The following is a 12958-nucleotide window of genomic DNA, read 5'->3' as shown; positions in this document are numbered from 1 at the left end:
TTATCCCTGCTGAACGTGCAACGCCTGCGCCCACTGGCGGGCCGAGCGATCGAGTAAGGTGTAGACGGCCTCAAAGGCCTCGCGGCTTTTGCGGTAGGGATCGGGGATCTCGCGCTCGCCGTCCCAGTGACCGAACAGCATCACCTTGCCGCGCATCTCCGGTGCGATTTCGCATAGCGCGGCGATATGGCGCTTCTCCATCACCAGGATCAGGTCATACTCCCGGCACATCTGCCCGGTGATCTGCCGCGCACTGTGCCCGGCCAGCGACAGCTGGTTATCCTGTGCCACGCTGGTCGCGGTGGCGTCTGCCCCTTTACCCACCAGCGCACCCAGCCCGGCGGACTCCACCGTCAGGGCGGGCTGATAGTGTTTCAGCAGCCGCTCACCTGTCGGAGAGCGGCAGATATTGCCCACGCATACCACTAAAATTTTGTTAAACATGAGCGTTACCAGTTGTGAACGTCGCTGGCGGTATCGGTCATGTAGCGAACGCCACTGATCGTCGGCAGCAACTGATTGATAAGACGGTTCCAACGGGTAACCGGCGCGGTGGTGACGTAGACCACGTCGTAAGGCTGAAGCCGGAACTCCGTCGCCATCACCAGCGAGGTCGCATCGGACATATCGAGCTGGTAGATATTGGCCATCTTGCCGTTGCGTCCGCCCTCGCCTTTCAGCGGACGGATCACGAAGATGCCGCTGGCGTCGGAAGCCGTGAGATCCAGACCTTCGGCCTGGCCCAGCGCTTCGGTCAGGGTCATACCGCTGAAGTCCATCTTGAGGGTGCTCTGTTTTTTCACTTCGCCCATCACGAACACTTTCAGGTCGTCATTGCGTGGTACAAACAGAATGTCCCCTGGATAGAGCAGGCGGTTCTGGCTGAGATCGCCGTTCTGCATCAGCGCCTGAAGAGAGATGCGCTGCTCGCGGCCCTCATGGGTAAGCACCACGTTGCGCCAGTCGGCGGTATCGGTCAGGCCACCGGCGGCATTAATCGCATCCAGCACGGTGAGCGGCACGTTAGTAATGGCCTGCTGGCCCGATTTATTGACCTGGCCGGAGATATAGGCTTTCTGCGAGCGGAAAGCGGCGATATTAACGTCCACCTGCGGGTCGGCGATGTACTGCGCTAAACGGCCGGTAATATCACTGCGAATTTCAGCAAGGGTTTTGCCCACGACGTGGACTCTGCCAATATAGGGGTAGAACATGGTGCCGTCGGGCTGCACCCAGTTACCGGCGTCGCTGGAGCTGCGGTACTGCCCGGCAGGGGTGGTGAGCTCGGGGTGATCCCAGACGGTGACGTTGAGGACGTCACCCGGCCCCACACGATACTGGTAGCTGGAGATCTCCTGGTCCAACGACATATTGGGCTGCGCAACGGTGGGACGGGGTCGAAGCTGTTCTACCAGTCGGGGAGTCAAAGGATAAACATTTACCATGCGGTCAAGATCGAAGTCAGCATCTTGCTGTTTAATCACATCCTTACCCATTGTGGTCATATTGCTTCCGGGGAACACCGTGCAACCACTCATCAAGGCCACAGATACCAATAATGGCATCAATTTCATTTTGGATTTCATCATTGATTATTTATCACTTTGGCAGAGTAATTATCCTGTGCAATTTAATTAGCGCTGCTTTCGCCGCACATTTAACAGAATGCATTTAATTACTGTTAAATATAACTGGCATCAGTCCTAAAAAGCGCCTGGTCAAATGCAGCCGATTGATAGCATGAGCGAAGGTGATTAATACCCCTTATGATCCAGAGACATAACGTTTAACCACGGGCAGACAACGCCGGGCAGGACAACGGCAAAATAGTTTAGTAAAGTAGCGCGTTAACGCTGGAAGAATTGTTGCAGCTAAAGGAATTACAGGCAAGGCTCCGCTTTGTCTGATGCCAGTTTTTAAGAATAAGATTAAGTCGCTATTTTTACGCTTTTAGGAATTACTTCATATTGACAAAAAAAATAGACACATTTACATCTGCGATATATCCTAAATTCTATTCCCGCCGAGTCGGGTAGTTATTTTTCTGGAGGATGAAAAACGTATTATGGAATGGATTGCCGATCCATCAATCTGGGCCGGGCTGCTGACCCTGGTGGTGCTTGAGCTGGTCTTAGGTATTGATAATCTGGTGTTTATCGCCATCCTTGCCGAAAAGCTGCCGCCTGCGCAACGCGACCGGGCGCGGGTCACCGGTCTGGTACTGGCGATGCTGATGCGCCTGGTGCTGCTGGCCTCTATCTCCTGGCTGGTGACGCTCACTACGCCCCTTTTCTCACTGCGCGGCTTTAGCTTTAGCGCGCGGGATCTGATCATGCTGTTTGGTGGCCTGTTCCTGCTCTTCAAGGCCACGGTCGAACTCAACGAGCGGCTGGAGGGGAAAGACAGCGACAACCCGACCCAGCAGCGCGGGGCTAAGTTCTGGGCGGTAGTCGCGCAGATTGTGGTGCTGGATGCGGTCTTCTCGCTGGACTCGGTGATCACCGCCGTGGGGATGGTCGATCATCTGGCCGTGATGATGGCGGCAGTGGTGATTGCCATTGTGCTGATGCTGCTGGCCAGCAAGGCCCTGACGCGCTTTGTCAACAGCCACCCCACTATCGTGATCCTCTGCCTCAGCTTCCTGCTGATGATCGGCTTTAGCCTGATTGCCGACGGCTTCGGATTCCATATCCCGAAAGGTTATCTGTATGCGGCCATCGGCTTCTCGGTGATGATCGAGGCCCTTAACCAGCTGGCGATCTTCAACCGCCGCCGTTTTCTCTCTGCTAACCAGACGCTGCGCCAGCGCACCACCGATGCGGTAATGCGCCTGCTGAGCAATAAGAAAGAGGATGCCGAGCTGGACGTGGAGACCTCGTCTCTGCTGGTGGATCACGACGATAGCCAGATCTTCAACACCCAGGAGCGTCTGATGATTGAGCGGGTGTTGAACCTTAACCAGCGCAGCGTCAGCAGCATCATGACCTCGCGGCATGACATCGAGTATATCGATCTCAGCGCCCCGGAAGAGGAGATCCGTGCCCTGCTGGATAAAAACCAGCATACCCGCATGGTGGTCACCGGCGGCGATGAGCATGAAGATCTGCTGGGCGTGGTGCACATTCTCGACCTGCTTCAGCAGTCGCTGCGCGGCGAGCCGCTCAACATCAACGTGCTGATCCGCCAGCCGCTGGTCTTTCCAGAAGGGCTGCCGCTGTTGCAGGCGCTGGAGCAGTTCCGCAACGCACGCACGCACTTTGCCTTTGTGGTGGATGAGTTCGGCTCTATCGAGGGGATCGTGACCCTCAGCGACGTGATGGAGACCATTGCGGGCAACCTGCCGAATGAGGTAGAGGAGATTGACGCCCGCCACGATATTCAGAAAAACGCCGACGGCAGCTGGACGGCAAACGGTCATATGCCGCTGGAGGATCTGGTGCACTATGTCCCCCTGCCGCTGGACGAGAAGCGGGAGTATCACACCATCGCCGGCCTGCTGATGGAGTACTTACAGCGTATTCCCAAAGTCGGGGAAGAGGTGCAGGTGGGTGATTATCTGCTGAAAACGCTGCAGGTAGAGAGCCATCGTGTACAGAAGGTACAGATTGTGCCGCTGGAGACTGAAGACGCGGACTACGAGGTGTAACGCCGCGCATAACGATACCTATGCAATAACGCCTGATATTACAGCTTATCAATCAGCTTTTTAATATCTTTGCTGCGCTGGCTATCCTTGTTGCGATCCGCCCAGTCGTTAAGACGGCGTTTCGCTTCATCCTGCAGATGCTTACGCAGAACCTGATCTACCTGCAAGTTGTAATTGAGTGCCTGCCATTTGCCATAGACGCGCAGCGGGATCGGCGTATTGCGCAGGAACTCGATCAGCTTGCCGTCGCCCTTCCACCCCTCGGTGACCTGCACGTTGAAGCGGGTATCACAGAGCTGTTTAACCAGATCGAGGGTGCCCTGGCCGGAGAGATCCAGCATCGCAGATTTCCCCTGCATATCGTTGAGGGCCATCTGGCCGCGATCGAGGGTCAAATCCGTGCTGAAGCTATCGAGTTTTGTCGCGCTATCGTAGTTCTGCTGGGCCTGCACATCGCTGCTGCGGGCCACCGCCTGCTGGATAAGCTGCTGGAAGTTCAGCCCCTCCATCCGCGTGTTAGCCATCTCAACGTGGGCGCTCCCCTGCCAGCTACGGCGGAATGCCTCGGCATCTATCCTGTCGCCTTTAAAATCCCCCGCCAGCGACAGCTTGCCGGCCAACGCCAGCGGATAGTCAAAGGCTTTCAGCACCGTGCCAATCTCAACGTTATCAAGCTGCGGCTGGAAGGCGCTTTTGGGCATTTTGCCCCGGACATCGAGACTTCCCGGCAGCGAAAGCATGCCCTCGCCTAATTTTCCGGTCAGGGTCGAGAGCGTCAGCAGGCCAGCTTTATTGGTGATATGGCTGCTTACGTTGGTAAAATCCATACCGCGCCAGCGCACCTTTTTTGCCGCCAGCGACAGGTTTGCCGTAAAGCCGCGCAGGCTGCTGTAATCATCGCCGTCAATGTCCCGGGCAATAACCGGACGCGGCGGGGCGATCACACCCTGCCCCTGCTGCGCGGCGGTGGCGTTAGTGGCCGGGTTGGATACCGCGCCGAGCAGATTTTCAAGATTCAGATTGTCAAAGGCCAGATCCAGCACCCAGTCGGGTTTATCCCCCAGCGTCACGCTGCCGCTGCCAGCCACCGCGCTATCGTTGGCGGTCATATTCAGCTGGCTAAAGGTGAGCTGCTTTTGCGCTTCGCGCCACTGGGCCTGGAAGCTGCCCTGGCCGGTAATGCCCTGGGCAGGGACGTCGCCGCCCTGGAGCTGCCAGTTAAGCTGCTCAACGGCGGCGGTTAAATTATAGGGATAGTCGGCGGCGTTCACGCTCGCCTTCAGCGCCAGGGTCAGATCGCGCTGGTTGCGGTTGATACGCCCCGAGAAGTCGACGCTGGCGTGATAGTTTTCGTCCTGATCCATCTTGAGATGGATATTACGCACCGTTACCTGCTCGTCGTCCTTGTGCTGGAAAACCAGCACGCTGTCGGCGATTTGCAGATGGGAGACAGCCCAGGACCAGCCGCGATCGGACTCTACCTGCGGCAGCGCATTCTCCTGCGGCGCAACCGGCGCGTCTTTTGGCTCTGACGCCTCGGTTTGTGGCGTAAGCTGGACAACCGCACCCTTGAGCATCACCTGCTTAACGTGCAGCTGATGAGAGAGCAGCGGCAGCAGCTCTACGTCCAGCCGCATGTTGTCCGCCGTTACCAGCGGCTGCGGTGCGCCAGGCGCCGTCAGCGACATGCGTCCTGAGAGAATGCTCAGCCGGGGCCAGACGTGCCAGCGCAGCGGCTCATCAAGCTTCAGCTGATAACCGCTGCGCGACTCAACGTGTCGCACCATGTAATCCCGAAAGTCGTTCGGGTTCACCAGCAGCACCAACGCAGAGAGGCCGGCGACCAGCACGACCAGTAAAATCATCAGCGTGGTTAACACTCTTCTCATGGCATCCTCAACGAGCAGCTATTACACGGCGCAACAGGCGCTCAGTCTTTATCAATTCGGCTGGCCACCGCGCCCTGCTGGTCGCGGTACTTCGCGTCCTGACGACGGTTATAGGGCCGCGCGGCCGGGCCGGAGAGCGGCTCAAAGCTAAGCGCGCCGATAAGCATACCCGGACGCAGCGCCAGCGGCAGCTTACCGGAGTTGTAAAACTCCAGCACGATGCAGCCGGACCAGCCCGGATCGATACGGTGGGCGGTGACGTGCACCATCAGGCCCAGCCGCGCCAGCGAGGAGCGACCGTCCAGCCAGCCCACCAGGTCCGCCGGCAGGGTCACGGACTCAAAGGTTACCGCCAGCGCCAGTTCGCCCGGATGCAGGAAGAAAGCGTCGCCTTCCGCCAGCACAATCTCATCGCTCATCACCCGATCCAGCGCGGCGCTCACCTCATCCTTGGGACCACTCAGATCGATAAAGGCAGCGGTGTGGCCCCGGAAGGTACGAAATTTGTTGCCCAGACGCACATCCACCGTCGCACCGTTAATGCGCTCTACCGGCGGGCGCGGGGTAATCGACAGGCGGCCATCGTCCAGCCAGGCTTCAATATCGCGGTCACACAAACGCATAGCACTTTCTCCTTAGGTGCTGCCCGTCCGGCTAAGTTCGGTCTGGGCAGGCAAGTTATCTCTGAACGGTACACAATTCGCGCCGTTTATTCAAAACCAGACGGTTTAAAAAACCCGGTTATTCAAAAAACTGGCTGATTTTGGCCTTCAGGATATCGATAGCAATGCGGTTTTTACCCCCGCGCGGCACGATAATATCGGCGTACTGTTTGGATGGCTCAATAAACTGCAGGAACATTGGACGCACTGTCTTCTGATATTGTGCCATCACCGAGTCCATAGAGCGGCCGCGTTCGTTGACGTCACGCTTGATACGGCGCATCAGACAGATATCCAGCGGGGTGTCGACAAAGATCGAAAAGTTCATCGCCTCGCGCAGGCGCGCGTCGGTCAGCAGCAGGATCCCCTCAAGAATGATCACTTTCTTGGGTTCAATGTGGATGGTCTCATGGGTACGGGTGTGCTCAACGTAGCTGTACACCGGCAGCTCAATGGGGTTGCCGCCTTTCAGGGTCTGCAAATGTTCAAACAGCAGATTGTGATCCATGGCGCTGGGATGGTCGTAGTTCGTTTTAACACGCTCTTCCATCAACAGGTGACTTTGATCCTTGTAGTAGCTATCTTCTGGGATAACGCCAATATGTTCATCACCAACCTGTTCGCGCAACTCGCGGTAAAGCGTACTGGCAATGAGACTTTTACCTGAAGCGGATGCGCCGGCGATGCCGATAATGACGCACTGATGGGACTCAGTCATAAATTTTTGCGACCTGATTAACCTGGAAGTAAAGAAGGGAGACGCTATAGCGTCAAACGCGGCAATTATAGGGATTTCGCTCTCGTGATACCAGTCGAATGCGCAATCGTCTGCCACAACGGCTCTAATCCGGCACATTACCCTTTTCGCAAATTAAAATGTCTAATTTTACAGCGTTCAGCTACCATTTTTGGCAGTCTAAGTGATTAATAACACTATGATGTCAAATTATGAGCGGTCACGATAGGAATTGTAAATTGTTTGTACTAGCATAATCCAAATTTCAATTTTACCCGACCGGGCGTTATGAACCTGGCGGCACAGGGACTGCGGATAAAGCGGTAATGAATAAACAATACCAGCGCGTTTTGGTTACTACCCCAAACCCCCTACTGAGGCTGCTCAGTTTAGGACTGGTGACCTTTATCTTTACCCTGTTTTCCCTTGAGCTGACCCGTTTCGGTACCGTTCTTGCGCCGCTGTGGTTCCCGACCTCGATTATGATGGTGGCCTTCTACCGCCACGCCGGGCGCATGTGGCCGGGCATCGCCATCGCCTGTATGCTGGGTAGCCTGGCCGCGTCGTTTCTGCTCTTTCCCGCCAGTGAAGTAAACTTCTGGTATCCGGCAATCAATATTATTGAGGCACTCACGGGCGCGGTGCTGCTGCGTAAGATGCTGCCGTGGTACAACCCGCTGCAGAACCTGAGCGACTGGATCCGCCTGACCATCGGCAGTGCCGTGATCCCTCCCCTGCTCGGTGGACTGCTGGTCTGCCTCGTTCCCAGCAGCGAAAACCTGCTGCGCACCTTTATGATCTGGGTGCTTTCGGAAGCCATTGGCGCGCTGGCGCTAGTGCCGCTCGGGCTGATGTTCAAGCTGCACTACCTGCTGCGCCACCGCAAGCCGCAGCTGCTGGTCGAGACCCTGGTGACGCTGGTCGTGACGCTTTTTCTCAGCTGGCTCTCGATGACCTATCTGCCGTGGCCCTTTACCGCCGTTATCGTTCTGCTGATGTGGACCGCCGTTCGCCTGCCGCGCCTGGAGGCCTTTCTCATCTTCCTCGTCACCATCATGGTGGTGTCGCTGATGATGGTTCATAACCCCCTTGAGTTCACCAATTTCAACAGCACCGCGATGCTGAATGCGCCCTGGCTGCCGTTCCTGATGATCCTGCTGCCGGCCAACGTGATGACCATGGTGATGTACTCTTTTCGTGCCGAGCGCAAGCACATTACCGAAAGCGAGGCCCGCTTTCGCAATGCGATGGAGTACTCCGCCATCGGCATGGCGCTGGTAGGCACCGACGGCCAGTGGTTACAGGTCAATAAAGCGCTGTGCAGCTTTCTCGGCTACTCCCAGGATGAGCTGCGCCTGCTGACCTTCCAGCAGCTCACCTGGCCGGAAGATCTTAACAGCGACCTTGAGCAGCTTGAGTCGCTGGTGCGCGGCGACATTGACAGCTACTCCATGGAGAAGCGCTACTACACCCGCACGGGGGATATCGTCTGGGCGCTGCTGGCGGTGTCGCTGGTGCGCCACCCGGACGGTACGCCGCTCTACTTCATCTCCCAGGTCGAAGATATCAACGATCTCAAGCACACCGAGTGGGTCAACAAGCGGCTGATGGAGCGCATTACGCTGGCTAACGAGGCGGGCGGAATTGGCATCTGGGAGTGGGAGCTGGAGCCGGACATCATCAGTTGGGATAAGCGCATGTTTGAGCTCTACGAGCTGCCGCCGCACGTGAAGCCCACCTGGAAGCTCTGGTATGAGTGCGTGGTCCCCGAGGACAGAGCCGAGACCGAGCGCATCGTTCGCGACTCGCTGGTGGCAAGGGTGGCCTTTAAGCTGGAGTTTCGCATTCACGTTAAGGATGGCATTCGCCACATTCGTACCCTGGCGAACCGGGTGCTGAATAAAAACGGCGAGGTTGAACGGCTGCTCGGCGTCAATATGGATATGACCGAGGTGAAGCAGCTCAACGAGGCCCTGTTCCAGGAAAAAGAGCGTCTGCACATCACGCTCGACTCCATCGGCGAAGCGGTGCTCTGTACCGACGTGGACATGAACGTCACCTTTATGAACCCGGTGGCGGAAAAATTGAGCGGCTGGCAGCAGGAGCACGCCATCGGCCAGGCCCTGCTGAACGTGCTGCGTATTACCTTTGGCGACAACGGCCCCGCGCTGGAAAACATTCATAGCGGTGATATGTCACGTTCGGCTATCGAGCAGGACGTGGTGCTGCACTGCCGCAACGGCGGGACCTACGATATTCACTATAGCGTGACGCCACTCAGTACCCTTGACGGGCATAATATCGGCTTCGTGCTGGTTATTCAGGACGTCACCGAGTCGCGGAAGATGCTGCGTCAGCTAAGCTATAGCGCCTCTCACGATGCGCTGACCCATCTGGCGAACCGCGTCAGCTTTGAGAACCATCTTAAACGCCTGCTGCACACGGTGCAGGAGACGCATCAGCGCCATGCGCTGGTCTATATCGATCTCGACCGCTTTAAGGCGGTGAACGACACCGCAGGCCATGCGGCAGGGGATGCCCTGCTGCGAGAGCTCTCCTCCCTGATGCTGAGCATGCTGCGCTCTACCGATATCCTGGCCCGCCTCGGCGGGGATGAGTTCGGCCTGCTGCTGCCGGACTGCAATATTGAGAGCGCCCGCTACATCTCCGGGCGCATCATCCATGCGATCAACGACTACCGCTTTATGTGGGAGGGCCGCCTGCACCGCATCGGCGCGAGCGCCGGGATCACCCTGATTAATGAGAGCAACTGCCAGGCCTCGGAGGTGATGTCCCAGGCGGATATCGCCTGCTATGCTTCGAAAAACAACGGTCGCGGCGTGGTAACGGTATACGAGCCGCAGCAGGATCATATGCATCACAACCGCAGCCTGATCTCCCTTGAGGAGCAGTCGCGGATGATCCGCGATAACCATCTGCTGCTGGTGGCGCGCGGCGTCGCCTCCCCGCGGGTGCCGGAGTCCTGTAACTTCTGGCTGCTCTCGCTGCGCCTGTGGACCAGCGAAGGGGAAGCCATGGAGGAGCGCGCCTTCCGCTCCGGCCTCGCCGAGCCGGAGCTGATCCGCGCGCTCGATCGCCGGGTGATCCACGAGTTCTTTACCAACAGCGCTGCCGGGGTGGTCCGTAAAGGGGTCAGCGTCGCCCTGCCGCTCTCCAGCACCGGGCTGGCCAGCCGGACGGTCATAAACGAGATCGTTGAGAAGCTGACGCAGAGCGGAATGCCTGGCCGCCTGCTGCACTTTGTGATCGATGCCGATGCCCTGATGCGTGAAGAGAGCAGCATCGGCGACGGTCTCGCTAAGCTTCGTCAGGCGGGCTGCCGACTCATTATCAGCCACATTGGACGCGACCTGGAGATCTTCAACCATCTTATGCCGCAGATGGCGGACTACGTCCTGCTGGAGCCGGAGCTGGTTAACAACGTGCACGGTAACCTGATGGACGAGATGATGGTGACTATCGTGCAGGGCCACGCTCACCGCCTGGGGATGAAAAGCATCGCCGGGCCGACCAACCAGCCGATGATGATGGATACGCTCTCCGGCATCGGCATTGACTATATCTTCGGGGACACTATCTCCCAGGCCCAGCCGCTGGATCTGATGCTCAACACCAGCTACTTTGCTATCAACTGACCCTCGTCAGCTGACGGCTGCCAGTCTGGGGTGTACCAGATGTGCAGCAACGCATAGGCGCGCCAGGGCTGCCAGCGTTGGGCATAGCGGCGGATTTGCGCCGGAGTCATGCCCGCGAAGCGTTGCTTGATGGCGTAGTCGTCAGCCAAAAAGACATCTTTCGCCTGCCAGCCGCGCATCGCCAAATAGTTTGCCGTCCAGCGCCCGATCCCGGGAAAACGCTGCAATAGCTTCACGCCCTGCTCGATATCCGCCGGAGCCTGCAATGGAAACTCGCCGTCGAGGGTGGCACGGGCCAAATTAATCAGCGCCTCGGCGCGCTTAAGCGGCATCCCCAGCGCCTTTAACGCCGTGGGATCGGCCTGGGCCAGCGCCTCTGCCGTTGGGAAGCAGATAAAGCCCGGCGCGTCTGCCAGCGGCTCTCCCAGCAGTTCCACCACTTTGCCGGTCAGCTTTGCCGCCATCGCCACGCTAACCAACTGGCCAAGAATGGCGCGCACCCCCTGTTCAAAGGTGTCCATCGAACCCGGCAGCCGCAGGCCCGGCCTCTGCTCACCCACCGAGCCGAGGGCTTGAATAATCTCCTGCGGATCGCAGGCGAGATCGAACAGACGTCCCAGCTGGGCCAGACACCCCTCGGCGACCGGTAGCAGCCCATCGCTAAGGGTGATCCGCAGCGTATGGTTAGCCTCGTCCGGCTCGGCGGTGACGATCCCCCGGTGCTCTCCCAGCGCAAAGCTGCGCACGTAGCGGCCTTCGCTGACCACTTCCACGCCGGTCACCGCACGCGCCTGTAAAAAACCTAACATCCATGCCCAGTCGTAGGGTGGCTTCCAGCTCAGGGTATACATACTCGTTGTAGACATATTCGTTGTAAACACAGTTGCTCCTCTCACGCTCTCTTCAGCTTAAGCGCCCCGCCACTTTTTTGCTTTGCTTTCATAATCCTTTCGGCTAAAGTCGCCCCCCTTCTTCACCGGCATGGGGAACTTTCATGTTTATTGGTTTTGACTACGGCACGGCAAACTGCTCTGTTGCGGTAATGCGCGACGGCATCCCGCAGCTCTTAAAAATGGAAAACGGCAGCACGCTACTGCCGTCGATGCTCTGCGCCCCGACGCGGGAAGCGGTCAGCGAGTGGCTCTATCGCCACCATGACGTCCCTGCCACCGGGAGCGAAACCCAGGCGCTGCTGCGTCGGGCGGTAAACTTCAACCGCGAAGAGGATATCGAGGTGCTGGCAGGCAGCGTGCAGTTTGGGCTTCAGTCGCTGCAGCAGTACGCTCAGGATCCGGAAGAGGTCTACTTCGTTAAATCGCCGAAATCCTTCCTCGGTGCCAGCGGCCTGAAGCCGCAGCAGATCGCTCTGTTTGAGGATCTGGTCTGCGCCATGATGCTGCATATTCGCCAGCAGGCCGAAAGCCAGCTGCCGGACGCCATCGATCAAGCGGTGATTGGCCGCCCCATCAACTTCCAGGGGCTGGGCGGCGATGATGCCAACGCCCAGGCGCAGGGGATCCTCGAACGTGCCGCAAAGCGCGCAGGCTTTAACGAGGTGGTATTCCAGTACGAGCCGGTCGCGGCCGGGCTGGATTTTGAAGCCACGTTGCAATCAGAGAAGCGCGTGCTGGTGGTGGATATCGGCGGCGGGACCACCGACTGCTCGCTGCTGCTGATGGGGCCCCAGTGGCACCAGCGCCAGGATCGCGATACCAGCCTGCTGGGCCACAGCGGCTGCCGCGTCGGCGGTAACGATCTCGATATTGCGCTGGCCTTTAAGCATCTGATGCCGCTGCTGGGCATGGGCGGCCAGACCGAAAAGGGTATCGCCCTGCCGATCCTGCCGTGGTGGAACGCGGTAGCGATTAACGACGTTCCGGCCCAGAGCGACTTCTACAGCAGCGCCAACGGTCGCTTGCTCAACGATCTGGTGCGCGACGCCCGGGAAGGAGATAAGGTGGCGCGGCTGGTGAAGGTGTGGCGTCAGCGCCTCAGCTACCGCCTGGTGCGCAGCGCGGAAGAGAGCAAGATTGCCCTCTCCGACAGCCTGCAAACCGAGGCCCGTCTGCCGTTTATTAGCGACGAGCTGGCAACGGCGATCACTCAGGAGGGGCTGGAGACCGCCCTCAACCAGCCGCTGGCGCGCATCCTTGAGCAGGTGCAGCTGGCGCTGGCGAACAGCAACGAGACGCCAGACGTTATCTACCTGACCGGCGGCAGTGCCCGCTCCCCGCTGATCAAAAAGGCGTTGGCCGAGGCCCTGCCCGGCATTCCGATTGCCGGCGGCGACGATTTTGGCTCGGTCACCGCAGGCCTCGCCCGCTGGGCGCAGGTGGTGTTTTAAGCAATAAGCCCGGCGACGCTCCGCT

The 12958-nt window shown here is 58.4% G+C and carries 9 protein-coding genes; 3 read left to right on the top strand and 6 right to left on the bottom strand.

The features are described from left to right. Positions 1-444 carry a low molecular weight protein-tyrosine-phosphatase Wzb gene (gene wzb / locus FN633_RS14395; protein ID WP_042389839.1) on the bottom strand — a complete coding sequence of 148 codons (444 nt, stop codon included), beginning with the start codon at positions 442-444 and terminating at the stop codon, positions 1-3. 5 nt (positions 445-449) lie between these two features. Beyond that, on the bottom strand, positions 450-1589 hold the full coding sequence (locus tag FN633_RS14390) for a polysaccharide export protein (RefSeq protein WP_154058178.1): 1140 nt from the start codon (positions 1587-1589) through the stop codon (positions 450-452). A gap of 476 nt (positions 1590-2065) precedes the next feature. Between FN633_RS14390 and FN633_RS14385 the strand changes: the two genes are divergently transcribed. After that, entirely contained in the window at positions 2066-3646 is a 1581-nt protein-coding gene (locus tag FN633_RS14385) for a TerC family protein (RefSeq protein WP_154058177.1), read from the top strand. Between the two features lie 38 nt (positions 3647-3684). Here the strand turns inward: FN633_RS14385 and asmA are convergent, their stop codons facing one another. The 3 genes from asmA to udk form a co-directional block, all read right to left on the bottom strand. Next, a complete protein-coding gene (gene asmA / locus FN633_RS14380) occupies positions 3685-5535 on the bottom strand; it encodes an outer membrane assembly protein AsmA (RefSeq protein WP_154058176.1) in 1851 nt (616 codons plus the stop codon). A 41-nt stretch (positions 5536-5576) separates the two neighbouring features. Next, a complete protein-coding gene (dcd, locus tag FN633_RS14375) occupies positions 5577-6158 on the bottom strand; it encodes a dCTP deaminase (RefSeq protein WP_042389830.1) in 582 nt (193 codons plus the stop codon). A 118-nt stretch (positions 6159-6276) separates the two neighbouring features. Further along, positions 6277-6915 carry a uridine kinase gene (gene udk, locus FN633_RS14370; protein ID WP_154058175.1) on the bottom strand — a complete coding sequence of 213 codons (639 nt, stop codon included), beginning with the start codon at positions 6913-6915 and terminating at the stop codon, positions 6277-6279. 344 nt (positions 6916-7259) lie between these two features. Here udk and FN633_RS14365 point away from each other — a divergent pair, with 344 nt between their 5' ends. After that, on the top strand, positions 7260-10589 hold the full coding sequence (locus tag FN633_RS14365; protein ID WP_154058174.1) for a diguanylate cyclase: 3330 nt from the start codon (positions 7260-7262) through the stop codon (positions 10587-10589). Here the strand turns inward: FN633_RS14365 and alkA are convergent. Then, positions 10571-11440 (bottom strand): DNA-3-methyladenine glycosylase 2, encoded by an 870-nt coding sequence (alkA, locus tag FN633_RS14360; protein ID WP_154058948.1) that lies wholly within the window; start codon positions 11438-11440, stop codon positions 10571-10573. The two genes, FN633_RS14365 and alkA, sit on opposite strands and share 19 nt — an antisense overlap. 143 nt (positions 11441-11583) lie before the next feature. Here alkA and yegD point away from each other — a divergent pair, with 143 nt between their 5' ends. Then, a complete protein-coding gene (yegD, locus tag FN633_RS14355) occupies positions 11584-12933 on the top strand; it encodes a molecular chaperone (protein ID WP_154058173.1) in 1350 nt (449 codons plus the stop codon). Positions 12934-12958: the final 25 nt, after the last annotated feature.

The sequence above is a fragment of the Pseudescherichia vulneris genome (genome assembly GCF_902164725.1).
Lineage (GTDB): Bacteria > Pseudomonadota > Gammaproteobacteria > Enterobacterales > Enterobacteriaceae > Pseudescherichia > Pseudescherichia vulneris.
This window is presented reverse-complemented; position numbering and strand designations above follow the sequence as displayed.